Here is a 24,634-nt window from a genome sequence, read left to right as displayed (position 1 = left end):
CGTACAGCCGTTCGGGCTACGACCCACCGCCCGGGCACCGGCCGCTCGGGCGGAACATTAGACTCGTCGAGCCCGGCGAAAGCTCGATCAGCTCTACTGCAAGGAGGCACGGGTGCCGCTGCTGACCCGCATCACGGGACCGCGCGATCTGGACCGGCTCAGCCTGGAAGAGCTGGATCAGCTGGCAGAGGAGATCCGGACCTTTCTCGTCGAAGCGGTCTCCAAGACCGGCGGCCACCTCGGCCCCAACCTCGGTGTGGTGGAGCTGACCATCGCCCTGCACCGCGTCTTCCACTCGCCGAAGGACAGGGTGCTGTGGGACACCGGCCACCAGTCCTACGTGCACAAGCTGCTGACCGGCCGGCAGGACTTCTCGAAGCTGAAGATGAAGGGCGGCCTGTCCGGCTACCCCTCCCAGGCCGAGTCCGAGCACGACGTGATCGAGAACAGCCACGCCTCCACCGTCCTCGGCTGGGCCGACGGCATCGCCAAGGCCAACCAGATCCTGGAGCGCGACAGCCATGTCGTCGCGGTCATCGGCGACGGCGCGCTGACCGGCGGCATGGCCTGGGAGGCGCTGAACAACATCGCCGACGCCAAGGACCGCCCGCTCGTCATCGTCGTCAACGACAACGAGCGCTCCTACGCGCCCACCATCGGCGGTCTGGCCAACCACCTCGCCACCCTGCGCACCACCGACGGCTACGAGCGCTTCCTCGCCCGCACGAAGGAGCTCCTGGAGCGCACCCCGGTCGTCGGCAGGCCGCTGTACGAGACGCTGCACGGCGCGAAGAAGGGGTTCAAGGACTTCATCGCCCCGCAGGGCATGTTCGAGGACCTGGGCCTGAAGTACGTCGGCCCGATCGACGGCCACGACATCGAGGCCCTGGAGTCCGCGCTGACCCGCGCCAAGCGGTTCGGCGGCCCCGTGATCGTGCACTGCCTCACCGAGAAGGGCCGCGGCTACCAGCCCGCCCTCCAGGACGAGGCCGACCGCTTCCACGCCGTCGGCAAGATCCACCCCGACACGGGCCTGCCGATCGCCACCTCCGGCGCCGACTGGACGAGCGTCTTCGGCGACGAGATGGTCAGGCTCGGCAAGGAGCGCAGGGACGTCGTGGCCATCACGGCCGCCATGCTCCAGCCGGTCGGCCTGGACAGGTTCGCCAGGGCCTTCCCCGACCGGGTCTACGACGTCGGCATCGCCGAGCAGCACGGCGCGGTCTCCGCGGCGGGTCTCGCCCACGGCGGCCTGCACCCGGTCTTCGCCGTCTACGCCACCTTCCTCAACCGCGCCTTCGACCAGGTCCTGATGGACGTGGCCCTGCACAAATGCGGAGTCACCTTCGTCCTGGACCGGGCCGGCATCACCGGCACCGACGGCGCCTCCCACAACGGCATGTGGGACATGTCCATCCTCCAGGTCGTGCCGGGCCTGCGTCTGGCCGCGCCCCGCGACGCCGACCAGGTCCGCGCCCAGCTGCGCGAGGCCGTCGAGGTGAAGGACGCCCCGACCGTCGTGCGCTTCTCCAAGGGCGCCGTCGGCCCCGCCGTACCCGCCGTGGGCCGCGTCGGCGGCATGGACGTGCTGCGCGAGCCGGGCACCGACACCCCGGACGTCCTGCTGGTCTCCGTCGGGGCGCTCGCCCCCATGTGTCTGGAGATCGCCACCCTCCTGGACAGGCAGGGCATCTCCACCACCGTCGTCGACCCGCGCTGGGTCAAGCCCGTCGACGAGGCCATGGCGCCGCTCGCCGAACGGCACCGCGTGGTCGTCACCGTCGAGGACAACTCCCGCGTCGGCGGGGTCGGCTCCACGATCGCGCAGGCGCTGCGCGACGCGGGCGTCGACGTGCCGCTGCGCGACTTCGGCATCCCGCCGCGCTTCCTCGACCACGCCTCGCGCGCCGAGGTCATGGCGGAGATCGGCCTGACCGCGCCCGACATCGCCCGCCAGGTCACCGGCCTCGTCTCCCGGCTCGACGGCCGGTTCGAACGGGCGGCCGCCGAGGTCGACTCGGCGGTGCAGCCGGCACGCGACTAGGACCTGCCCACCGGACAGGCACCAGGACCTCCGACCGTGCATGGACCTGGGACGGTGACCGGGCGCTGACCCCGGTCCTGACAGGGCGTGGACCCCGGTCCGGACCGGCATCCCACTGATCCTGGAAGGGGCCGGTTCCGTCACTTCCCACGGGTGGCGGAACCGGCCCTTCTGCGTGAACCTGCCAGTGCCGGGGCATACGCATCCCCAGCCCTCTCGATCATGTCGAGCCATGTCGAGGCGACAAGCGTGGGAGGTAGGCCCGTGAGCAACACGCTGTTCCGGACGAAGAACGTCGAACAGTCGATCAAGGACACTGAGGAACCCGAGCACGCGCTGCGAAAGTCCCTGTCCGCCCTCGACCTGACCGTCTTCGGCGTCGGTGTCATCATCGGCACCGGCATCTTCGTCCTCACCGGCACGGCCGCCAAGAACACCGCCGGCCCGGCCGTGTCCCTGTCGTTCGTCGTCGCCGGTGTGGTCTGCGCGCTCGCCGCCCTCTGCTACGCCGAGTTCGCCTCCACGGTTCCCGTCGCCGGATCGGCGTACACCTTCTCCTACGCCTCACTGGGGGAGTTCCCCGCCTGGATCATCGGCTGGGACCTGGTGCTGGAGCTCGCGCTCGGCACGGCGGTGGTCGCCGTCGGCTGGTCCGGCTACATCCACTCACTGCTCGACAACGCGGGCTGGCACCTGCCCGAGGCGCTCAGCGGCCGGGACGCCGCCACCGGCTTCGGCTTCGACATCCTCGCCGCCCTTCTCGTCCTGGTCCTCACCGCCATCCTCGTCGTCGGCATGAAGCTCTCCGCGCGGGTCACCTCGGTGGTCGTCGCCGTCAAGGTGGTGGTCGTCCTCATCGTGATCGTCGCCGGGGCCTTCTTCATCAAGGGCGGCAACTACGACCCGTTCATCCCCAAGGAACAGCCGGTCGCGGCGGGCGGCAACCTCAAGGCACCGCTCATCCAGCTGATGTTCGGCTGGGCGCCGTCCAACTTCGGCGTCATGGGCGTCTTCACCGCCGCGTCCGTCGTCTTCTTCGCCTTCATCGGCTTCGACGTCGTGGCCACGGCCGCCGAGGAGACCCGCCATCCGCAGCGCGACGTGCCGCGCGGCATCCTCGGCTCGCTCGTCATCTGCACGGCCCTGTACGTCGCCGTGTCGATCGTGGTGACCGGCATGCAGAAGTACAGCGCGCTGTCCGTGGACGCCCCGCTCGCGGACGCCTTCAAGTCCACCGGGCACCCCTGGTTCGCGGGCCTGATCAGCTTCGGCGCCGCCGTCGGCCTGACCACGGTGTGCATGATCCTGCTCCTGGGCCAGGCCCGGGTCTTCTTCGCGATGAGCCGCGACGGCCTGCTGCCCCGCTTCTTCTCCCACACCCACCCGCGCTTCCGCACCCCCTACCGCCCGACGATCCTCCTCGGTGTCGTCATCGCGATCGTCGCGGGCTTCACCAGCCTGAGCGAACTGGCCGAGCTGGTGAACATCGGCACACTGTTCGCCTTCATCGTCGTCGCGATCAGCGTGATCATCCTCCGCAGGACCCGACCCGACCTGCCCCGCGCCTTCCGTACCCCGCTGGTGCCGCTCGTCCCGGTCCTGTCGGTCCTGGCCTCCCTGTGGCTGATGCTGAACCTGCCCGCCGAGACCTGGCTGCGCTTCGCCATCTGGATGGCGATCGGCTTCGTCGTCTACTTCCTCTACGGCCGCAACCACAGCCGCCTCGCCCTCCGCGAGCGGGCCGCCGCCACCAGGACCCCGGGCACAGGCGCCACCGGCACCTCGTGACAGCCGGACCGGGCCCCGGCGGCGCGCGTTATCCGCGCACCGCCCGTGGCCCGGTGACCTCGGCGCCCAACTCGCTCACCCGCCGCCGCAGTTCCCGGTCGGCCGTGACGACGAGGGCGGGCCGCGAACCGGCCTGCTCGACCAGTTCCACGATCCGGTCGTCGCCGCTGCCGGGGGCGGCCTCGACCCGTACGCCCGGCACCGTGCTCACCCCGCGCGCCGCGCCCTCGACCACCAGGACGATCTCCGCCCGCTCGGCCAGGTGCGGCACGCCGTTCGCCGCCAGCCGGTCCCGCAGACGCTCCGCGGCCCCCCGGCGGTCCCGCCACCATCCGTCGGGCACCGACCCGACGACGTTCGCACCGTCGACGATCACAAGCAGGGCAGGCGTCTCCTCCATGGATCCAGGGTCGCACGGGGCGCATGAGCCGCAGGACGCACGAGCCCGCACCGGCGCTTGGGGCGCGAGGGGAGTGTGAGCGGAGGCCGGGTCAGGAACTGCCGCCCGTGGCCGGGGACTTCTTCGCCGACTCCGGGATCGGGGAGTCGCTGCGGATGGCCTTCCACAGCTCCGAGGCCTGCGGTTCCGCGGCCACCACACGGTTGGGGTCGACCTTGTCGTACTGCACCGGCAGCATGATCGTCTCCATCGTGGAGGGATCGACGCCGTTGAGGCTGCGTCCGAACTCCGCCAGCTTGGTGAGCGAGGCGAGGTCGGAGTCGGTGGTCAGGGCCGAGGTGAGCTTGTCGGCGATCTTGTAGCTCTTGGTGGGGCTGCCCAGCAGGTCCTGCTTCTTTATCTCGCTCAGCAGGTCCAGCATGAACTGCTGCTGGAGGCTGATGCGTCCGAGGTCGCTGCCGTCACCGATGCCGTGCCGGGTGCGCACGAACTGCAGCGCCTGCGTGCCGTTCAGCCGGTGCGGACCCTTGGTCATGTTCAGGCCGCTGGACTTGTCGTGGATGTCCTGCGGGACGTTGACGGTCACCCCGCCGATGGCGTCCACCAGGCCCTTGAAGCCGGCGAAGTCTATCTCCACGTAGTGGTCCATCCGGACCCCGGAGATCTTCTCCACGGTCTTGACCACACAGGCCGGACCGACCTGCGAGTAGATCGAGTTGAACATCACACGCTTCGCCGAGGGCACCGTGCTGCCGTCGGACTTGGTGCAGTCCGGCCGGGTGACCAGGGTGTCCCGGGGGATGCTGACGGCGACGGCCTTGGTGCGGCCCTCGGGGATGTGCATCACCAGAGCGGTGTCGGAGCGGGCACCGGAGACGTGGCCGGCGTCCAGCGCGGCGTTGGCCCCGGCCCGCGAGTCGGAGCCCAGGATCAGGATGTTCTGACCGGAGGTGGGCAGCTTCTCGGGGCGGTCGTCACCGATGGCCTTGTCGATGTCGACGCCCTTGATGTTGCCGTCGAGGCCGCTGTACAGCCAGTACGCGGTGCCGCCGGCGGCCAGGACGAGCACGCCCAGGGCGATCAGGATGTTCCTGCCCCGGTGGCGGCGCTTGGCGCGGCCACGGTCCCGTCCTCGACCGCCGGAGCGCCGGGACGGCGTGTCGGAGTCGCTGTGCTGGGGGGTCGAGACATGGCTCATCCTGATTCGAGTCCTCGTCGGTCATGGCCCCGAGGGGCGGTGGCGTAAGTGGCGTGGGACTCGGGTGGGGGGAGGGCCGGTCCGTGTCTTGCCCGATCGATACCGCACTATAGGCAGAGCGACGACTGATCCTGTACGAAAAGCGACGCATTTGTAAACATCCAGCCAGCAAATAGTATGCGGGTCGCGAACATGTCGGATCACGGGCGGGGAAGGGCGTAGCAGGGTCATGGGGGTCGGTACCGCGCGTGACCACGGGCGACGAGAGCAGCGAGGCGGAAGCGGGGCCATCGGCCCGGCCTCCGGCCCGCTTTCCGACGTGCGGTCAGGTCCCTGGCTGCTGCCGGGACACGACGGCCGGCTCCTCGTCTACGCGCTCGTCGACCAGACCGTGCTGCGCTGGACCGAGGCGCACCCGGGCGGCCCCGACTGGCTCGGCCCGGAGGCCGTGCCCGCGCCGGACGTCACCCGGCTCACCGTCGTCCAGGGCGCCAACCGCTACGCCCATCTCCTCGGCCGCCGGGTGCGCGAGGGGCGTGACGGTCGTCTCGCCGTGGACTTCGTCTACGCGATCCAGTACCAGGCGGGCCGGCCGGCGAGCGAGTGGTGCTCGGTCGGCAGCCCGCAGACCAAGCAGTCGCCGAGCGAGCGGACCGGACTGCCGGCCGCCGCGGTCAATGCGGCGGGCATTCTGCACGTCTTCGCGCCCACCGCGGACGGCCGCGTCGTCCTGCGGCGCGAGGACGCCAAGGGACGCTGGGAGCCGTGGCTGGACCTGAAGGTGACCGCCGCGCTGGACACCCCGGCCGCGGTGGCCACCTCCACCGGACACGTGGAACTCCTCGCTCCGGCCCGTACCGGGGCTCTGACGTGGTATCAGCCCAAGCCGGGGGCGGCCCTGGAACGCGGCCACGATCTGTCCGTGACCGCTCTGCCCGGCTCCGTGACCGGGCTGGAGACCTCGCCGGGCCGCATCACGTGGTACCTGACCGACATGCACCGCGGTGGCATCGTCGCCGTACGCGCCGGGGAGTGGCCCGTGCCGCTGGGCGGCGAGCCGGGCGACGGACGCCACGCGGCCCTCGCGACCGTCCTGGACGGACACCCGTGCACGGTGCTCGCGCACCGCGACGCCGACGGCCGGGTCGCCCTGGGCGTCTGCCCCGCCGAGGACGAGCGCAACGGGGTGTGGTGGAGCGACGCGGGCACCGCCTGCGTGGGCGATCCCGTGCTCGCCCTGGACGCCCGGGGCCGGGTCGTCGCCCTGGCCGTGACCCCGGACGGCGACCTGACCCTCTCCCGCCAGACGAACGCCCCGGGACTGGTGCTCGGCGACTGGACCCGCATATGACCGCACCGACCATGCCGCCCACCGCATCGCGCACCGCGCGAGGCACCGGCTCGCACGCCGTGCCGTGTTGCGCGCCGGGCGGTGCGCCGGGGACCGGGCCGCGCGTCACGGCACGGCTCGCGCCGGGACCCGTGTCGGGGCCGGGGTCGCGTACCGCGTGCGGGACCCGGCCGGGCGGTGAGCCGCGCACCATGCCGTGTGACGGACCGTGCGCCGGGTCGTACACCCTGTCGTGTGGTGGGTCGCGTATCGCGCCTGGCCGCGGTCCCGGATCCGCGCTGGGGGCCGTGTGGTGTTTCGGGGCGCGCACCGCGTCGTGCGCCGGGTTGCGAGCCGTGTCGGGTCCCGAGTCGCGCGCTGCGGTGGGGAGGGCGCCTGGGGCTCTGCCGGGCGTCGTGCCGGGGCGTGCCGTCGCGTCGAAGGGAGTGAGGGCATGACACGCAGGTCCGTACGCGGTGCGGGAGCCGCTGTCGCCGACTCCGCGGGGGAGGGGCCGGGCCTGGTCGCCGTGGTCGTCCCCGAACCCCGGGACGCGGTGCCGCTCGTCGCGCTGCAGCCTGCGGGCGCCGAGGTCGCCGTCGTCTGCCTGGAAGCCGGTGCGAAGGCGGACCGGGCGGCGCTCGACGGCGCTCTCGCCACGGCCGCCGACCGCGGCTGCCGGGTCGCCGGCGGCGCCCGGGTGCTGGGGGCGCACGCCGCGGAGGCGGCCGCCGCGCTGCTCGAGGAGCTGCGTGACCTCGACCCGGACCGGGTGCACACACTGGACCCGGACCCGGTCCACACCGGCTACGACCAGGCGAGCGGCACGCCGACGTACGACGTTCCGCCGGCCCACGCCGAGACCGCCGCGCAGGCGCTCGCCGCGGCCCGGGCCCTGCAACGCGAGACCGGGCGGCCGGTGTTCGTCGACTGTCACCGCGCGGGATCGGATCCGCGGTTCGGCGCCGCCGCCTGCCGACGCTACCCCGTGTCCGGCAGCTGGCTGTCCGCGGGCTTCGACGGACGCCTGACCGCCTTCCTGCCCACGGCCGCGGGCCTGGTGCGCCGGTTCCAGCGGGTGCCGGGCGGCGGTTGGAGCGGCCCTGAGCTGGTGGAGGGCGGCGGTCCCGCCCCCGGTCTGCTCGTGGTGCCCGATCCGGCGGGGCTCCCGCAGCTGTTCGCGCTGCGCCGGACCGCCCGGGGCGACGGCGGCGTGGACGTGGAGATCGTCCACGCGGCGCAGTACCGCACGGGTGAGCCGCCGACCCCCTGGCAGTCGCTGGGCGGGCCGAACGCGGGCGACTGGCGCCGGGGACGCGGCGTGGGCTTTCCCGCCGCCGCGTTCGACGGCGCGGGCAACCTCTTCGTCTTCGCCCGTAACTTCGGCCACAGCATCAGCTACCTCTGCCGGGCCGCGGACGGCAGGGTCACTCCGTGGCGGCACCTGGGCGGCACCCGGGTCGCCGACGAACTCACCGCGGTGTCCACCTCGTACGGCGGGGTGGAGGTGTACGGGCGGATGCGGGACCGGGCGGGCGTGGTGCGCTGGTACCCGGGCCCCGACGGCCAGTGGGCGGAGGATCCCACCCTGCCGTTCGCCGCGCGCCCGGGCACTCTGGCGCCGGCCGCCGAGCCGGGTGCCGTCCTCTTCCGCGACCTGCGCACCAACGAAGCCCGCGTCTGGCGTCCCGGCGCGCCCGGCCCCCTCCCGCTCGGCGAGGCCGACGGGACGGGCCCGCTGACCGCGGTGCCGGGCGTGGAGCTGGACGGCTGGCCGTACACGGTGCTGCTGCGCAGCGGACCGGACGGGCGGTGCGCGGTGGGCGCCCACCCCGAAGGCCGGCCCGACGCGGGCGTGTGGTGGCGGGACCTGCCGGCGGCCTCGTACGGCCCCCCGGCCGCGGCGCTCAGCCGCAGAGGGCTGCTCACGGTCGCGGCCGCGGTCCCCGGCGGGGGACTGCTGGTCGCCGAGCGCCGGCCGGGCCCGGCGGGGCTGGACTTCACCGCGCCACAGCTGATCTGATCCGGTCGTCGCGCTGTCCCAAGTGGAAGCAAAAATTGCGAAAAGTGAAACTCGCAAAAGGTTGTACGGAAAATTTGTGATCAAAGTCGCTGTCGGTTGCCGGTAAATGTCCGTCGACACGTAGTTGAACCATTGTTAAAGTTCAGGCCGCTCATGTGATGATCCTGTGGACCAGTCAGATCTCCGTGAGCTCCCTGGGGCCCGCACACGGTGCCGCAGGGCACTCTGTCCTGTCTGGTGTGTGTCTGAGGGGTTATGGCCAAGCTGTCGCTGCGGGCTGTCCAGAAACTGACCTGCAAGAAGCGCGATGCCTGGTGGACCGTCTTCCTGGTGGACCCTGTGGCGACCAGGATCCTCATCGTGGTCGCCCGCTTCCGGTTCATCACTCCCAACCGGGTGACCTGGGCCGCCCTGTTCATCGGTCTGGGCTCGGCCGGCTTCTTCCTGAAGGGCGATCCGCGGTCGCTGCTCATCGGCGCGCTGCTGTACCACCTGAGCTTCATCCTCGACTGCATCGACGGCAAGCTCGCCCGGCTCAAGGGCAACGGCACGGTGTTCGGCGGCTGGCTCGACTACGTCTTCGACCGCATCCGCGTGCTGTTCTGCGCGCTGGCCCTGATGGGCGGTCAGTTCCTGCGCACCGACGACGAGCGCTACCTGCTGGCCGCTCTGGGCGTGGTCTTCCTCGACATGCTGCGCTACGTGGACGCGCTGCAGATCTACAAGATGCGCATGTCGATGCGGACCAAGATCGAGAAGGTCACGCTGGATCGCGCGGAGGCCGACCGCGCCGAGCAGGAGGCCGCCGCCGAGGCCCGCCGGGCCCAGCAGCAGCCCCAGGACGGGGCCGACGGCCCGCAGGTGGTCTTCATGGAGGACCTGCTGCGCGACAACCCGGGCGCCTCCACCGACGTCCTGCGCGCGGAGGCCGGCGAGGCCAACGTGATCGACCTGCACGAGCAGTTCCGCGGCCAGTTCCCCTGGTACATCCGCATCCGCAGGGCGATGCTGCGCACCCGCATCCGTCCGCACCTGATCAGCGGCATCGAGTTCCAGATGTTCATCTTCATCATCGGCCCGCTGATCGGGCGGATCCTGTGGACCACCGCGGTCTCCGCGGCCCTCCTGATGCTCTTCGAGCTGATCATCATGTACAAGTTCTGGCTGTCCACGCGGGACTTCACCCGGATCATGGAGGAACTGGACCCCACCCCGAGCACGGCCGGCACCATCGCCGAGCACCTGCACCGGGGCCGCCACCGCCAGCGCAGTGAGGCCCAGGAGGCCCTGCTCGCCGACGAGCGTTACCAGGAGCCCGAGCCGGACGACGACCCCTACTTCCGGCCCTACCCGCAGCCGCAGCCGATGTTCACCGAGACCGTGCCGCTGCGGCAGGTCCGCACGGTGTGGCCGGAGAACGAGGGGCCCTGGCGATGACCATGCCGACCGGCGCCGGCGCCCACGGCACCGCTTCCGCGTACCCGGCCGCCTCCCCGCACGTGGACACGATCTCCTACACCGACCCCACCGGGTACACGATCACGGTGGTCGTCGCCGCCTACAACGCCAGTGCCACGCTGGACCGGGCCCTGCGCTCCGTGCTGAACCAGACGCACCGCAACCTCGAGGTCGTGGTCGTCGACGACGCCTCCACCGACGGCACCCTCGCCGTCGCCCAGTCCCACGCCGACAAGGACGCGCGGGTGCGGATCGTCGCCCGCCCGGACAACAGCGGCGGCTGCGGAGCGCCCCGCAACAACGGCATCGAGCAGGCCACCGGCCAGTACCTGATGTTCCTCGACGCCGACGACGAGCTGCCCCACAAGGCCTGCGAGGCGTTGCTGGCCTCCGCGCTGGCCACCGGCGCCGAGATCACCGCGGGCCGGGCGGTCCGGGTCAACCTCGCCAAGGACGAGACCACCGTCTGGCAGCCGCAGCTGTACACCGCCGACCGCACCGTCCGGGGCGGACTGGCCGCCGCGCCCGAGCTGTTCGACGACCCGATCGCCGCGGCCAAGCTGTTCCGCGTCGACTTCCTGCACCACCACGGCATCCGCTTCCCCGAGGGCGTCTTCTTCGAGGACACCTACTTCTCCACGGTCGCCGCGCTGTGCGCACGCACCATCACCCTGCTCGCCACCCCCGTCTACCGGTGGATATGGGAACGGGAGACGGACACGCCGTCCATCACCAACCGGCGCGGCGAACTGCGCAGCATCCGCGACCGGGTGCTCGTCCACCAGTGGGCCGACGACTACCTCGTCCGGCACGGCGCGCCGCAGCTCGTCGCCCACAAGGCGGCCAAGTTCCTCTCCCACGACCTCAGGCTCTACACCCCCGAACTGCGCGCCGGCGACGACGCCTTCCGGGAGGGCTTCGTCCGGGCGGTCGGCCCCTACCTGCGCTCGCTGCCCGCCGAGGCCTACGACCTGTGCGGCCCGCTGGAGCGGGTGCGCGCCTTCGGGCTGATGCACGGCAGGGTCGACGTGGCGCTGTCCGCCGCCGACTACACCCAGCGGCGCAGCGTCCTCAGCTCCGACCTGGTGGAGCGGGACGGCACGGTGTACTGGTCCGGCTCGCTGCTCGGCCGCCCCCACGCCGAGCGCTTCCTGGACGTCACCGACCTGGACCTGACCGGCGCCCGTCTGGCCGACGCCCGGCTGTTCAACCAGGCCACCCGCGTGGAGATCCAGGACGGCGCGCTGCACGTCACCGGGTACATCCGCAACCAGTTCGGCCGGGTGGGCCCCAAGGACAAGCTCGAGCTCACCGCCGTACTGCGCCGCCGCAGCCCCCGCACCGACCACACCTTCAAGGTCACCGGTGTCGAGGTCGACGAGGAGTACATCCGCTACCACACGACCGTCGACCTGGACGCGACCCTCGGCAAGAGCGACCGGTCGGCCATCTGGAATCTCTTCGTCCAGATCCGGCACGACGGGCAGCGGGCCACGACCACCGTCTGTGTGCGCGACCTCGATCTCGCGCGCGAGCGCTACACCGGCGGCGGCACCACCTACGAGATCTACGAGACGGTCAGCGGCAACCTCGCGCTGCGCGAGGAGACCAGCGAACAGCGCGAGAAGGTCGACCCGCGCGGCACTCCCTGGCTGTGGTGGGCGGGCCGGCAGCTGCCGGACTTCACCGCCCCGCAGGAGAACTACGGCGCGGCCGTCGTCGTGCACTGCCGCAACGACGAGTACAACCTGTACGAGTTCCTCAGCTCGCTGGCCGCCCAGAGCGACTTCGAGCGCATCCAGGTGATCCTCGTCGACGACGGGTCGACCGACTCCACGCCGGGCCGGCTGGCCTCCTTCGCCGCACGGTACGCCAACACCACGGTCGTCACCCAGGTCGCCATGGGCATGCGTGCCGCCTTCGACCACGGCCTGCGCTACGTCGGCGCGCCCTACGTCATGTTCGCGCGCGCCCGCGACATCCTCGGCGAGGACAGCGTCAGCCACCTGCTGCGCGCCGCCCGCGGGGCCAAGTCCGACGTGGTCGTCGGCGACACCGACAACTTCCCCGGACCGCGCCGGGACACCGACGCCCCCTGGAAGCGGTACTTCGGCAAGCGCTCCGGCACCGTCAACCGGCTCGACGACGCCCCGTACCTGATCTTCTCCACCGGGCTAGGCGCCAAGCTGCTGAAGACCCGGCTGGTGCGCGACCACCGGCTCAGATGCGGCGGCGGACCCGGCTACGAGGACGCCTGGCTGGCCGTGCCCGCGCTGCTGCACGCGCGCCGCGTCACCGTCGCCCGGCAGGCCACCGCCTACGAGCGCGACCAGGAGCACAGCGACTCCCTGTTCGACCTGCCGTGGAACGACGCGGTCAAGGCACAGGAACTGCTGCGGCTGTGCCGGCACCTGCTGCGCCGCGCCGACCGGTTCGACGCCCGCGGTGAGCGCCTCGCCCAGCGCTTCGTGGTGCGCACCTTCCAGCCGTATCTGCGCAACCTGCACCGGATCATGAGCCGGACCGAACTCGCCGGCATCTTCAACACGCTGCACGAGGTCTACCTGCGCGTCCCCGACGACCTGATCCTGCAGTACGCCACCGCCCCGATGTCCCGGCTGCAGCACCACGCCGTGCGCACCGGGAACTTCGACCTGTTCTGCGAGCCGCACGGCACGCCCGAGTTCCGGCCCTACCTCCACATCGACGACGAGGGCCTCTACCGCAGGCTCACCGCCGACCGGGTCGACACCTCGCTGCTGCGCGTGGACCGGCACAAGGCGGTGCTGGAGACCTGCCACGTCACCGTCGGCCGGATCGCCTTCGAGGGGCTGCTGGTCTTCACCGGCGTCGACATCAGCCATGTCTTCGCCAACCGCATCGAAGTCGTCCTCACCGACGGCCATGCCGAGCGGGCGCTCGCCGTGGAGCAGGTCTACCGGCGCGACCGCTGGCGCACCCGCGGCGAGCGGGACTGGTACTCCGGCTGGCGCGCCGTCGCCCGCCCGGAGGACTTCGCGGGCCTGAACAACCGGGATCTCGGCCTCGTCCTGCGCATCCACGACGGCGACCGGTACCTGGACACCCCCATCGAGGCCCGGCAGATGCTGCACCGCTTCAAGGGCGTGCACCGCGAGGGCCGGGCCACCGTGATCCTCGCCATCGACGACGACGAGCGGATCACCGTGCGCCGGGTGGCGGGCGTGAGCCGGCTGACCCACAAGCTGCACCGGTTCTTCCGCGCCCTGCGCTCCGCGCTGCCCGGCCGGACCGGCTGGCGCACCCGGCTGCTGTACTGGCTCTACCACCCGTGGCTGCGCGGCAAGGACATCTGGATCATCGGCGAGCGCGAGGACACCGCGCAGGACAACTCCTACCACCTGTTCAAGTGGATCCGGCAGAACGAGCCGAAGCGCCGGGTGTACTACGCCATCAACGGCGACGCCGCCGACCGCGCCAAGGTCGCCCCCTACGGCCGGGTCCTGGACCGACTGTCGTGGAAGTACCGGGTGTACCTGCTGCACGCCACCCGGCTCGTCAACGCCTACGACCTGGAGGCCTACCTGGGCTTCCCGGGCCTGTCCAAGCGGGCCTTCCTCACCGGCTACGGCGACCTGCTGCGCTACAAGCGGGTGTTCCTCCAGCACGGCGTGGTCTACAACGACGTCGTGCGGTCCATCCACGCCCAGGTCACCAACGTCGACATGGTCCTCACCACCGGCCGCAGCGAGCGCGCCTACTACGCCGAGCACTGCGGCTACGGCTACGAGCGGGTGGCGGCCACCGGTCTTCCGCGCTTCGACGCGCTGGAGCCGGTGGCCGGACCCCGGCGCATTCTGGTCATGCCGACCTGGCGGCGCGACATCGTCGCACCCTCCTACAACAAGGCGGCCAAGCCGGAGATCCCCTTCGCGGCCTCCGAGTACTACCGGTTCTTCTCCGCGCTGCTGCGCGACGAGCGGCTGCTCAAGGCCCTCCAGTACCACAACGTGGAGCTGGAGTTCATGCCCCACTACGAGATCCGGCCCTACCTCAAGCACTTCCGCATCGACCACCCGTCCATCACGGTCTCCACCACCGGGCGCGACGTGCAGCTGGCGATGCGCGAGTGCTCGATGCTCGTCACCGACTACTCGTCGGTCTTCTTCGACGTCGCCTACATGGGCAAGCCGATCGTCTACACCAACTTCGACGACGAGGCCTTCTACAGCAAGCACTACAAGCGCGGCTACTTCGACCTGGCACGCGACGGCTTCGGACCCACCTGCGGCACCGTCGACCAGGCGGTGGACGAGATCATCGCCTCCATCGAGCGCGGCTTCCAGGTCGAGCCGAAGTACCGCCGCCGCGCGGAGGAGTTCTTCGTGCTGCGCGACACCAACAACTGCGAGAGGGCCTTCGACGTGATCGACACCATGGACGCGTCCGTCGCGGGCGATCCGGGACTGCCGTCCGCACCGCTGGTCATGGGACGGCCGGGCGAGGAACCAGAGGGAAGGGGATGACGCCGTGCAGCACAGGAGGATCTTCCTCGCCGGGGACTCCAGCGTGACGAGCCGGCCCAGGAGCATGGCACCGATGGTCGGCTGGGGCCAGGTGCTGCAGCTCTTCGTCCAGGGCGCCGAGGTGGTCAACGCGGCCCGCGCGGGCTCCAGTTCCCGCAGCTTCCTGGAGCGCGGCCGGCTCGCCTGGATCCTGGAGAACATCGCCCCCGGAGACCTGCTGCTGGTCTCCTTCGGCCTGATCGACATGAAGCCGGGCGACGGCCGCTTCACCGAGCCGTTCGGCGACTACCAGCACTTCCTGCGCCAGTACGCGCTCGGTGCGCGCGAGCGCGGCGCGCACCCGGTCTTCGTCACCAGCCACGAGCGCCGCGTCTTCGACGCCTACGGCAACATGCGCCGCCCCCTCGGCCTGTACCCGACGGCGATGCGCGAGCTGGCGATGGGCCTGTCCGTGCCCCTGATCGACCTCAACGAATGGAGCGTCGCCTGGTGGCGCCAGGCGGGCCCGGAGGGCACCAAGGAGCTCTTCCTCTACCTCGATCCGGGAGAGCACCCCAACTACCCCGACGGCATCGCCGACAACACGCATCTGCGCGGCCACGGCGCCATGGAGTGCGCCCGCTTCGTGGCGGGCGATATGTGCGCGAAGGGCCTGCTCACCCCGGACCACTTCCGCAACCTCGAAGCCCGCATCCCCGAGACGGCGGTGGAGTTCCTCGACGACGACGTCTTCGAGCGGCTCACCAAGGAACGGGTCGGCGGACGCATGGCAGGGAACGGGGCCCTGACATGAACGACTGGTACCCCGTCGCCCGCGCCTGGGTGACCCACCCGCAGACCCCCCAGGTCGGCGGCACGCTGGAGCTCTTCGCCGACACCGATCCCGCCCAGCCCGTCGCGCCCGGCAAGGAGATCACCTTCACCCTCGCCGTCACCCCCACCGGCGGCGCCTACCGCACCTACGGCTACCTGCTCGACGACTTCCTCGGCTCCACCGCCACCATGGTCCGCCACCAGGGCATGAGCCATCTCACCAACGGCCGCTACGCCACGTACGCCACCGAGGCCGAGCCCCGCAGCGTCAGCTGCCAGGTCCGGGTCAACGACGACGCCCAGGAGGGCGCCGTGCTGCTGCCCCGCGTCATCATCGGCCTGATGCCGGCCAAGGGGGACAAGCTGATCCCCTCGACGGCCGTCTCGGACGCGGGCTTCCGGGTACGGCGGCACTGGCTGCCCGGGCAGAGCATCACGCTGCGCCCGGGCGGACGGGCCGTCCTGCCCGCCGGTCATACCCCGGCACCCGGGCTGCGCTTCATGGGCGTCGGCCTGGCCCGGCACGGCATGCTCACCTGCATGCCCGACGGCAGCGTCAGCTACCAGGCGGACCCCGGGCATCTGGGCTACGACCGGTTCGAGCTGGCCTTCGAGGACGAGCGCGGCCACCGGGTGTGGTCCGAGGTGACCGTCTACATCGGCGACTTCGGGGCGTCCCCGGGAGCGCTGCCCACCTATGGTTAGGGCTCGTCCGGCAGCCGGTTCCGGGCGCGAGGGGAACCGCCGCACCACCTCCGGCGGCCGGGGGCTCCCCAGGGCCCTGGCCGCCGCTGCGCTCTGCCTCGCCCTGACGGCCCTGACCGGCTGCACCTCACTCGCGAGTCCCCCCCGGCCCACGGCCTCCGCCTCCTCGGCGCCCCCCGCGCCCGCCCTGCCCGCCGGCGTCGGCTTCCAGCAGCTCACCCGGTCCCTCGGGCCCGGCAGCCCGGTACGGCTGACCGTGCTGAGCATCGCGCCCGACGCGCGGGCCAGGGTCACCGGAGCGCACGGAGCCGGCATGGCGAAGGCGAAGACCGTGCGCGCGCTGGCCGACTCGGTGGGGGCGGTCGCCGCCGTCAACGGCACCTACTTCGACATCGCCACCGGCCGCAACCACTCCGGCTACGAGGGCGACCCGATCGGGCTGTACGCCGAGCACGGCCGGGTGCTGAGCGAGGCGCTCAACGGCCGGCCCGCCCTCCTCGTCGGCCGTGAGGGCGGGCGCATCGTCGCCCGGGTGGCCGAGGCCGCGACCACCGGCCGCCTGCGGGCCGCCGACGGCGCGCGGCGCGAACTCGACGGAGTCAACCGTGTCGCGGGCCTCATCCTGGGCTGCGGCGGGGTCGGCGGCGACCGGCTCCTGTCCACGGGCCGGTACCAGCAGGAGCCGTCCAACGGCCTGTGCACCGACCCCGACGAGGTCGTGAGCTACAACGCGCAGTGGGGCGCCGACAGCCCGTCGGGCCCCCTGGGCAGCACGGAGGCACTGCTGTCGCCCGACGGCACGGTCATCGGCACCCGTTCCCCCGCGGGCGGACCGCTGCCCGCGGGCGGCGGCTCGCTGTACGGCATCGGCCACGGCGCCACCTGGCTGCGCGCCCATGCCCGTACCGGCACCCGCATGGCCGTCTCCCTGCGGATGACCGATCCGGCGGGGGCGCCCCTGCCCGGGCCCGTGGAGACGGCCGTGGGCGGCAGCGTCCGGCTGCTGCGGGGCGGCATCACCGACCCGGACGCCGCACGCCTCGGCGGGGAACGGCAGCCGCGGACCATCGCCGCGGTCAAGGCCGACGGCACGCTGCTGCTGGTCGTCATCGACGGCCGGGCGAAGGGCGTCAGCGTCGGCGCGACCGGGCCCGAAGCGGCCTCCCTGGTGCGTTCCCTCGGCGCCGTCGACGCCGTGAACCTGGACGGCGGCGGCTCCGCCACGGCCGTGGTGCGCGGACAGGTGCGCAACAAGCCGCGCGAGACCGAGGGCGAGCCCGTGACCGAACGACCGGTGGCCGACGCGATAGCCGTGCTTCCCGGAGGATGACGGCGGCGCGTCACCGCCGTGTCCCTCTCAGGAAAGCGTGATTCCGCCGGCCGAGGCCGTGAAGAGCGAACCGCCCGTGCTCATCGAGATGTACACCTCGTAATCCCCGGGACGGGCGTTCGTCAGAGCGACCCCCTTGTATCCGGACGTGGCGAAGTAGGCGAAGTCGTACGTGCCGAAGTCGCCCCGCCTCAGATGCGGGCGGACCGCGACCGGTTTGCGGGACATGCCGAGCCGGAACGAATACGTGGCCTGCGCGCCGCGCAGCACCAGATAGTAGTTCGCGTGACCGTGCGCGGCGGCCTCGACACCGTGCACGAAGAAGACGCCCTCGACGTGCAGGGTGCGGTCCTTCAGCCAGCTCTTCTCCAGGGAGAAGGCCGTCTCCTGGGAGAAATGACCGATGACGGGCCGCCGGACCAGACGTACCCGCTGCTCGTCGCCGATCAGTGAGATCTCCAGCCCGCCGAACGGCCGCCGGATGTCGAAGGGGCGCCGCGCCACGAGCTTCGTACGCCGGTCTATTCCCTCGGCGGGGCTCGCCACCCGCACGGACAGTTCGAACACGCCGCCCGGAATTCCCGTCATCGGAATTCCGGTCTTCGCCTCGGGTTCGAACCCGCCGTTCGCGTAGTCACGGGCGAACCGGTCGAAGTAGAGGCTGTAGGTGTGCTTGGCCTCAGCGGTCGTCAGCGGGAACTCCCAGTGCCGTCCGCCGCCTTCGATCACCAGGCTCTTGACCGGGGGGAACTCACCGTGCGGGGACTCGCCGGGGATGAAGGCGTGACCGCTCAGCAGCAGGTTGTTGCCGCGGATGTCCTGCTTGTTCAGCACGGCGGTCAGCGCGTCGGAGGCCCGCAGTGCCGCCAGGTACCGCTGCCGTTCCACCGGGTCGGCCCGCGCGGCCCCGTTCTCCACGAAACCCAGCCGGGGGACGGCACCGTCGGACAGCGCGGACAGCACACCCAGTACCAGGGGCAGGTTGTAGCCCGAGACCTCGCCGTGCTGCCGTACCAGCTCCGAGTTGGTCCGGATGAGATTGAAGTTCTCGCAGGCCCAGAAGAGCTGCAGATGCGGACTGATCTCGGTCGCGTACTGCTCGTCCGCCTCCGAGGTGAACAGGTAGACGTTGTGTCCCTGCGCGCCGAACCGCTTCAGCAGTTCCGGGATGGCGCCGTCCAGCATGTCGACGTGCATCTGCGGCATGTCCGGACCGAGCATGTAGCGGCCGGTCTCGGCGCGGTCGCGTACGTAGGACCCGACGAGGAACTGCGGAACCACCGTGACGATGTTGCGGAATCCGTACTTCAGCCCGAAGTAGAGCGCGGCGCTGCCGCCCTTCGACACCCCCAGCAGGCTGACCTGTTCACGGCCCAGACCCAATTGACCCATCGTGTTCTCGATGAGTGCGAGAACGGACGCCTCGATGTCGAAGTTCATCGACCGGCACATGTAGTAGCTGTAGTGGCCGTCGAAATCGTCGCGGATCCACAGCACATTGGCGCGCAGACCGTTCAGCGACTTACCGGCGAAGTGGTAGCCGTTCGGCGCGGCGAAGCCCGAGAAGACCACGATCAGATGACGTACATCACCTTCGGCGGCACGGAAGCGGTACTCCACCGGAACGGCGCCGGACGTGTCCGTTCCGGTCGTCACGCCGCGCCGGTCCACCGTCGCGAGATTCGGCGCGAGTGCGGGGAGTTCCGTATTCATGAATCGTCGAGCCCACTTCTGTGCTGATGTCCGCCCCGTGCTTCCGCACGATGTAGGGAAGCCTCGAAAGTGTATACGGCAGGTGTGAGCGAGGTAAGGGCCAGGTATGTGACCGGGAAGTGAGCCGTATGACAGGACGGGCACGACAAAGGGCCCCCGCCGCCGCGGGAGCCCTTTGTCCGTACCGCTCGAACGCTACGCCGGAACCGAAGCCACCCCCGGCTCCAGGAACCGCTTGCCGTTCACCCGCTCCGAGACGCCCTCGCGGTCCAGGTACGGGGTGATGCCGCCCAGGTGGAAGGGCCAGCCGGCGCCGGTGATCAGGCACAGGTCGATGTCCTGGGCCTCGGCGACGACGCCCTCGTCGAGCATCAGGCCGATCTCCTGGGCGACCGCGTCCAGGACACGGGCGCGGACCTGGTCCTCCGTCAGGACGGTGTCGCCCTGCTTCAGCAGCGCGGCGACCTCCGGATCCAGCTCGGGCTTGCCGCTGTCGTAGACGTAGAAGCCGCGCTTGCCGGCCTCGACGACCGCCTTGAGGTTCGGGGAGACCGTGAAGCGGTCCGGGAACGCCTTGTTGAGGGTCTCCGAGACGTGCAGGCCGATCGCCGGGCCGACCAGCTCCAGCAGCACCAGCGGGGACATCGGCAGGCCCAGCGGCTCCACCGCCTTCTCGGCGACCTCGACCGGGGTGCCCTCGTCGATGACGTTCTGGATCTCGCCCATGAAGCGGGTCAGGATGCGGTTGACCACGAACGCCGGGGCATCCTTGACCAGCACCGCGGTCTTCTTCAGCTTCTTGGCCACCGCGAAGGCGGTCGCGAGCGAGGCGTCGTCCGTCGTCTCGCCGCGGACGATCTCCAGCAGCGGGAGGACCGCGACCGGGTTGAAGAAGTGGAAGCCGACGACCCGCTCGGGGTGCTTCAGCTTCGACGCCATCTCCGTCACGGACAGGGAGGAGGTGTTGGTCGCCAGGATCGCGTGCTCGGGCGCGACCGCCTCGACCTCCGCGAACACCTGCTGCTTGACGCCCATCTCCTCGAAGACGGCCTCGATGACGAAGTCGGCGTCCGCGAAGCCCTCGGCCTTGTCCAGGACGCCGGTCACCAGCGCCTTGAGGCGGTTGGCCTTGTCCTGGTTGACACGGCCCTTGCCGAGCAGCTTGTCGATCTCGGCGTGGACGTAGCCCACACCCTTGTCGATGCGCTCCTGGTCGATGTCGGTCAGGACGACCGGCACCTCCAGGCGGCGGAGGAAGAGCAGGGCCAGCTGGGAGGCCATCAGGCCGGCGCCGACGACGCCCACCTTGGTGACCGGGCGGGCCAGGTTCTTGTCCGGGGCGCCCGCGGGGCGCTTGCCGCGCTTCTGGACGAGGTTGAACGCGTAGATGCCGGCGCGCAGTTCGCCGCCCATGATCAGGTCGGCGAGGGCCTGGTCCTCGGCGTCGTAGCCCTGCTGGAGGTCGCCGTTCTTGGCGGCGGCGATGATGTCCAGGGCGCGGTAGGCGGCCGGGGCAGCGCCGTGCACCTTGCCGTCGGCGATGAACCGGCCGCGGGCGACGGCCTGGTCCCAGGCCTCACCGCGGTCGATGACCGGGCGCTCGACCTCGATCTCGCCCTTGAGGACGGACGCCGTCCAGATCAGCGACTGCTCCAGGAAGTCGGCGCCCTCGAAGACCGCGTCGGCGATGCCGAGCTCGTAGACCTGCTTGCCCCCCAGCTGCTTGTTCTGGTTGAGGCTGTTCTCGATGACGACCGTCACGGCCTTGTCGGCGCCGATCAGGTTCGGCAGCAGGGTGCAGCCGCCCCAGCCGGGGACCAGGCCGAGGAAGACCTCGGGCAGAGAGAACGCCGGGAGGGCCGCGGACACCGTGCGGTAGGTGCAGTGCAGGCCGACCTCGACGCCGCCGCCCATCGCCGCGCCGTTGTAGTAGGCGAAGGTGGGGACGGCCAGCTTCGACAGCCGCTTGAAGACCTCGTGGCCGCCCTTGCCGATGGCCAGCGCGTCCTCGTGCCTCTTCAGCAGCTCGACGCCCTTGAGGTCGGCGCCGACGGCGAAGATGAACGGCTTGCCGGTGATGCCGACACCGACGATCTCGCCGTCCGCGGCCTCCTTCTCGACCTGGTCGACGGCGGTGTCGAGGTTCGCCAGCGACTGCGGGCCGAAGGTGGTCGGCTTGGTGTGGTCGTGGCCGTTGTCCAGGGTGATGAGGGCGAAACGGCCCGCTCCGAACGGCAGGTCGAAGTGGCGTACGTGCGCCTGCGTGACGACCTCGTCCGGGAACAGCTCGGCCGCGCCCTTCAGGAGTTCAGCGGTGGTGCTCACTTGTCGCCTCCGTCGAAGTGCGGGTTCTCCCAGATGACCGTCGCGCCCATGCCGAAGCCGACGCACATGGTGGTCAGGCCGTAGCGGACCTCGGGCTGCTCCTCGAACTGGCGGGCCAGCTGCGTCATCAGCCGGACGCCGGAGGAGGCGAGCGGGTGACCGAAGGCGATCGCGCCGCCGTACTGGTTGACGCGCTCGTCGTCGTCCGCGATGCCGTAGTGGTCGAGGAAGGCCAGCACCTGCACGGCGAAGGCCTCGTTGATCTCGAACAGGCCGATGTCGGAGATCGACAGACCCGCCTTGGCCAGGGCCTTCTCCGTGGCCGGGATCGGGCCGTAGCCCATGACCTCCGGCTCCACGCCCGCGAAGGCGTAGGAGACCAGGCGCATCTTGACCGGCAGGCCGTTCTCGCGGGCGAACTCCTCGCTCGCGATGACCGAGGCGGTGGCCCCGTCGTTCAGGCCGGCCGCGTTACCGGCGGTGACCCGGCCGTGGACGCGGAACGGCGTCTTGAGGCCCGCCAGGCTCTCCAGGGTGGTGCCCGGGCGCATCGGCTCGTCCGCCGTGACCAGACCCCAGCCGGTCTCGCCGCCGTCGGGGTTGGTGCGGCGCACCGAGATCGGCACCAGGTCCTGCTGGATCTTGCCGTTGGCGTACGCCTTGGCGGCCTTCTCCTGCGAGCGCACCGCGTACTCGTCCGCGCGCAGCTTGGTGATCTGCGGGTAGCGGTCGTGCAGGTTCTCCGCGGTCATGCCCATGAACAGGGCCGACTCGTCGACCAGCTTCTCGCTCACGAACCGCGGGTTGGGGTCCACGCCCTCGCCCATCGGGTGGCGGCCCATGTGCTCGACACCGCCGGCGATGGCGACGTCGTACGCGCCGAAGGCGATGGAGCCGGAGACGGTGGTGACGGCGGTCAGCGCGCCCGCGCACATGCGGTCGATGGAGTAGCCGGGGACCGAGGTCGGCAGGCCCGCGAGGATGCCGGCCGTGCGGCCGATGGTCAGGCCCTGGTCGCCGATCTGCGTGGTCGCCGCTACGGCGACCTCGTCGACCTTCTTCGGGTCGAGACCGGGGTTGCGGCGCAGCAGCTCCCGGATCGCCTTCACGACGAGGTCGTCGGCGCGGGTCTCGTGGTAGATGCCCTTCGGGCCCGCCTTGCCGAACGGGGTGCGGACGCCGTCGACGAAGACGACGTCCCTGACGGTACGAGGCACGATGGCTCTCCTCCAGGGTGCGGGATGGCACTGCTGCGATGCGCAAGCGCTGAGCGCGCGCTCAGGCTCATGCTACTCGCGGGTAATGTGACTGCACAGTCCCCCCGCCGGGAGCGGCGAACGTCACACCCCCGCGGCCCGGGCGGGCGCGGGGGTGCGAGGAAGGTGCGGCTCGGTGCGGGCGGCGCCAGGGGGGTGTCCCGCCGATCATGCCGGGCTCGCGGCGCCTGGCACCGCACCTCGCCGCGTTGTCGTCGGTCGCCGATGCTCCGCATCGACTCCCTCCTGCGCCTTGCGGTGCTCCCCCACTGCCTGAACGGCGTGGGAGGTACCACCGCCGGCCACCGCTCCCTGATCCGGCCTGATCGACGAGGCACCCCTAGGCGTCCCTAGGCGCCCGTGCCCTTCGTCGACAGAGCCTCCACCAGGATGGGGGTGACCTGTTCGATCTGCCACGGGCGCGCGCCGTGGCCGGCCAGTGCGGTGGCCACCGAGCCGGCGTCGGCGTCCTTCGGCGGCTCCCAGCACAGCCGCCGTACCGTGTCCGGCGCGACGAGGTTCTCCTGCGGCATGTTCAGCCGCTCGGCCAGCGCGGAGACGGCCGCGCGGGCCGCCGAGAGGCGGGCCGCGGCGGCCGGGTCCTTGTCGGCCCACGCGCGCGGCGGCGGGGGACCGGTGACCGGCTGCCCGGGCTGGGGCAGCTGGGACTCGGAGAGGGACTTGGCCCGCTCCACCGCGGTCTGCCACTGCTCCAGCTGGCGGCGGCCCATCCGGTGGCCGAAGCCGTTCAGCGCGGCGAGGGCGTGCACGTTGGCCGGCAGTGCGAGCGCGGCCTCCACGATGGCCGCGTCCGACAGCACCTTGCCCGGCGAGACGTCCCGCCGCCGGGCCACCCGGTCCCGGGTCTGCCACAGCTCCCGTACGACGGCCAGCTGCCGCCTGCGCCGGACCCGGTGCATGCCGGACGTGCGCCGCCAGGGCTCCTTGCGGGGCTCGGCGGGCGGCGCCGAGGCGATGGCGTCGAACTCCTGCAGGGCCCACTCCAGCTTGCCCTGCCGGTCCAGCTCCTTCTCCAGCGCGTCGCGCAGGTCGACGAGCAGTTCCACGTCCAGGGCCGCGTAGCGCAGCCACGGCTCGGGCAGGGGCCGGGTGGACCAGTCGACGGCGGAGTGGCCCTTCTCCAGGACGAAGCCGAGCACGTTCTCCACCATGGCGCCGAGCCCGACCCGGGGGAACCCGGCGAGCCGGCCGGCCAGCTCGGTGTCGAACAGGTGGCTGGGGACCATGCCTATCTCGCGCAGGCACGGCAGGTCCTGGGTGGCGGCGTGCAGCACCCACTCGACGCCGGACAGCGCCTCGCCGAGGCCCGACAGATCGGGGCAGGCGACGGGGTCGATGAGCGCGGTGCCGGCGCCCTCGCGGCGCAGCTGCACCAGGTAGGCGCGCTGGCCGTAGCGGTAGCCGGAGGCCCGCTCGGCGTCGACGGCGACGGGGCCGGAGCCGGCGGCGAACGCGCCGATCACCTCGGCCAGCGCCGCGGCGTCGGCGATCACGGGCGGGATGCCCTCGCGGGGCTCCAGCAATGGGATCGGCGCCCCCGTGTCAGAAGAGCCGCCGTCGTCCGGAGGGGCGCCTCCGGTGGTTCGCAGTGGGCTGTCTGCTGCGGTTTCTCGGGCGTCGGTCACCTGTCAAGGGTATCGGTGGATGGACGGCGCCCCCCCCCCGGACCTTCCCGCGGCGGGCGCCCGGGGGGGCCAAACCGGGACGGCGGGGGACCCGGCCGGT

15 protein-coding genes are annotated in these 24,634 nt (G+C 71.3%); 9 read left to right on the top strand and 6 right to left on the bottom strand.

The window, feature by feature from the left end:
* Positions 1–112: 112 nt before the first annotated feature.
* The gene (dxs, locus tag R2S09_RS22560; RefSeq protein ID WP_306184366.1) at positions 113–2,044 is read left to right on the top strand and encodes a 1-deoxy-D-xylulose-5-phosphate synthase; all 1,932 of its coding nucleotides are present in this window, start codon (positions 113–115) and stop codon (positions 2,042–2,044) included.
* Positions 2,045–2,308: 264 nt separating this feature from the next.
* A complete protein-coding gene (locus R2S09_RS22555) occupies positions 2,309–3,832 on the top strand; it encodes an amino acid permease (protein ID WP_316742881.1) in 1,524 nt (507 codons plus the stop codon).
* 28 nt (positions 3,833–3,860) lie between these two features.
* Here R2S09_RS22555 and R2S09_RS22550 read toward each other — a convergent pair whose 3' ends face one another.
* Positions 3,861–4,232 carry an NTP pyrophosphohydrolase gene (locus R2S09_RS22550; RefSeq protein WP_316742879.1) on the bottom strand — a complete coding sequence of 124 codons (372 nt, stop codon included), beginning with the start codon at positions 4,230–4,232 and terminating at the stop codon, positions 3,861–3,863.
* A 91-nt stretch (positions 4,233–4,323) separates the two neighbouring features.
* Positions 4,324–5,430, bottom strand: coding sequence for an LCP family protein (locus R2S09_RS22545; RefSeq protein WP_316742877.1), 1,107 nt, complete (start codon positions 5,428–5,430; stop codon positions 4,324–4,326).
* Between the two features lie 319 nt (positions 5,431–5,749).
* Here R2S09_RS22545 and R2S09_RS22540 point away from each other — a divergent pair, with 319 nt between their 5' ends.
* The 7 genes from R2S09_RS22540 (at position 5,750) to R2S09_RS22510 (ending at position 17,594) form a co-directional block, all read left to right on the top strand.
* A complete protein-coding gene (locus R2S09_RS22540; protein ID WP_306184358.1) occupies positions 5,750–6,781 on the top strand; it encodes a hypothetical protein in 1,032 nt (343 codons plus the stop codon).
* 433 nt (positions 6,782–7,214) lie between these two features.
* A complete protein-coding gene (locus R2S09_RS22535; RefSeq protein WP_316742876.1) occupies positions 7,215–8,783 on the top strand; it encodes a hypothetical protein in 1,569 nt (522 codons plus the stop codon).
* Positions 8,784–9,038: 255 nt separating this feature from the next.
* Entirely contained in the window at positions 9,039–10,220 is a 1,182-nt protein-coding gene (locus R2S09_RS22530; RefSeq protein ID WP_316742874.1) for a CDP-alcohol phosphatidyltransferase family protein, read from the top strand.
* Positions 10,217–14,746 carry a glycosyltransferase gene (locus R2S09_RS22525; RefSeq protein WP_316742872.1) on the top strand — a complete coding sequence of 1,510 codons (4,530 nt, stop codon included), beginning with the start codon at positions 10,217–10,219 and terminating at the stop codon, positions 14,744–14,746. Before R2S09_RS22530 ends, R2S09_RS22525 begins: the two co-directional genes overlap by 4 nt.
* A 4-nt stretch (positions 14,747–14,750) precedes the next feature.
* On the top strand, positions 14,751–15,539 hold the full coding sequence (locus R2S09_RS22520; protein WP_316742871.1) for a rhamnogalacturonan acetylesterase: 789 nt from the start codon (positions 14,751–14,753) through the stop codon (positions 15,537–15,539).
* Positions 15,536–16,264 (top strand): hypothetical protein, encoded by a 729-nt coding sequence (locus R2S09_RS22515; protein WP_316742870.1) that lies wholly within the window; start codon positions 15,536–15,538, stop codon positions 16,262–16,264. The genes R2S09_RS22520 and R2S09_RS22515 overlap by 4 nt, the downstream gene beginning before the upstream one ends.
* Positions 16,257–17,594 carry a phosphodiester glycosidase family protein gene (locus R2S09_RS22510; RefSeq protein WP_316742869.1) on the top strand — a complete coding sequence of 446 codons (1,338 nt, stop codon included), beginning with the start codon at positions 16,257–16,259 and terminating at the stop codon, positions 17,592–17,594. The genes R2S09_RS22515 and R2S09_RS22510 overlap by 8 nt, the downstream gene beginning before the upstream one ends.
* 27 nt (positions 17,595–17,621) lie before the next feature.
* On the opposite strand, the gene R2S09_RS22505 is transcribed toward R2S09_RS22510, so the two are convergent.
* The 4 genes from R2S09_RS22505 to R2S09_RS22490 all read right to left on the bottom strand — a co-directional run bounded on the left by R2S09_RS22505 (position 17,622) and on the right by R2S09_RS22490 (position 24,534).
* On the bottom strand, positions 17,622–19,307 hold the full coding sequence (locus tag R2S09_RS22505; protein WP_316742868.1) for a hypothetical protein: 1,686 nt from the start codon (positions 19,305–19,307) through the stop codon (positions 17,622–17,624).
* A 195-nt stretch (positions 19,308–19,502) separates the two neighbouring features.
* Entirely contained in the window at positions 19,503–21,632 is a 2,130-nt protein-coding gene (locus tag R2S09_RS22500) for a 3-hydroxyacyl-CoA dehydrogenase NAD-binding domain-containing protein (RefSeq protein WP_306184348.1), read from the bottom strand.
* On the bottom strand, positions 21,629–22,849 hold the full coding sequence (locus R2S09_RS22495; protein WP_306184347.1) for an acetyl-CoA C-acyltransferase: 1,221 nt from the start codon (positions 22,847–22,849) through the stop codon (positions 21,629–21,631). Before R2S09_RS22495 ends, R2S09_RS22500 begins: the two co-directional genes overlap by 4 nt.
* 389 nt (positions 22,850–23,238) lie before the next feature.
* Entirely contained in the window at positions 23,239–24,534 is a 1,296-nt protein-coding gene (locus R2S09_RS22490; protein WP_316742867.1) for a ribonuclease D, read from the bottom strand.
* Between the last annotated feature and the right edge of the window lie 100 nt (positions 24,535–24,634).

This window comes from Streptomyces sp. MK7 (assembly GCF_032658145.1).
Taxonomy (GTDB): Bacteria; Actinomycetota; Actinomycetes; order Streptomycetales; family Streptomycetaceae; genus Streptomyces; species Streptomyces spiralis.
The sequence above is the reverse complement of the archived record's forward strand: the minus strand, read 5'-3'. Positions and strand labels throughout refer to the sequence as shown.

What these genes read in the sequence shown, in the direction of transcription:
- R2S09_RS22550 (WP_316742879.1), bottom strand. Translation starts at nt 4,232, where the DNA reads ATGGAGGAGACGCCTGCCCTGCTTGTGATCGTCGACGGTGCGAACGTC.
- R2S09_RS22545 (WP_316742877.1), bottom strand. Translation starts at nt 5,430, where the DNA reads ATGAGCCATGTCTCGACCCCCCAGCACAGCGACTCCGACACGCCGTCC.
- R2S09_RS22535 (WP_316742876.1), top strand. Translation starts at nt 7,215, where the DNA reads ATGACACGCAGGTCCGTACGCGGTGCGGGAGCCGCTGTCGCCGACTCC.
- R2S09_RS22530 (WP_316742874.1), top strand. Translation starts at nt 9,039, where the DNA reads ATGGCCAAGCTGTCGCTGCGGGCTGTCCAGAAACTGACCTGCAAGAAG.
- R2S09_RS22525 (WP_316742872.1), top strand. Translation starts at nt 10,217, where the DNA reads ATGACCATGCCGACCGGCGCCGGCGCCCACGGCACCGCTTCCGCGTAC.
- R2S09_RS22515 (WP_316742870.1), top strand. Translation starts at nt 15,536, where the DNA reads ATGAACGACTGGTACCCCGTCGCCCGCGCCTGGGTGACCCACCCGCAG.
- R2S09_RS22510 (WP_316742869.1), top strand. Translation starts at nt 16,257, where the DNA reads ATGGTTAGGGCTCGTCCGGCAGCCGGTTCCGGGCGCGAGGGGAACCGC.
- R2S09_RS22505 (WP_316742868.1), bottom strand. Translation starts at nt 19,307, where the DNA reads ATGAATACGGAACTCCCCGCACTCGCGCCGAATCTCGCGACGGTGGAC.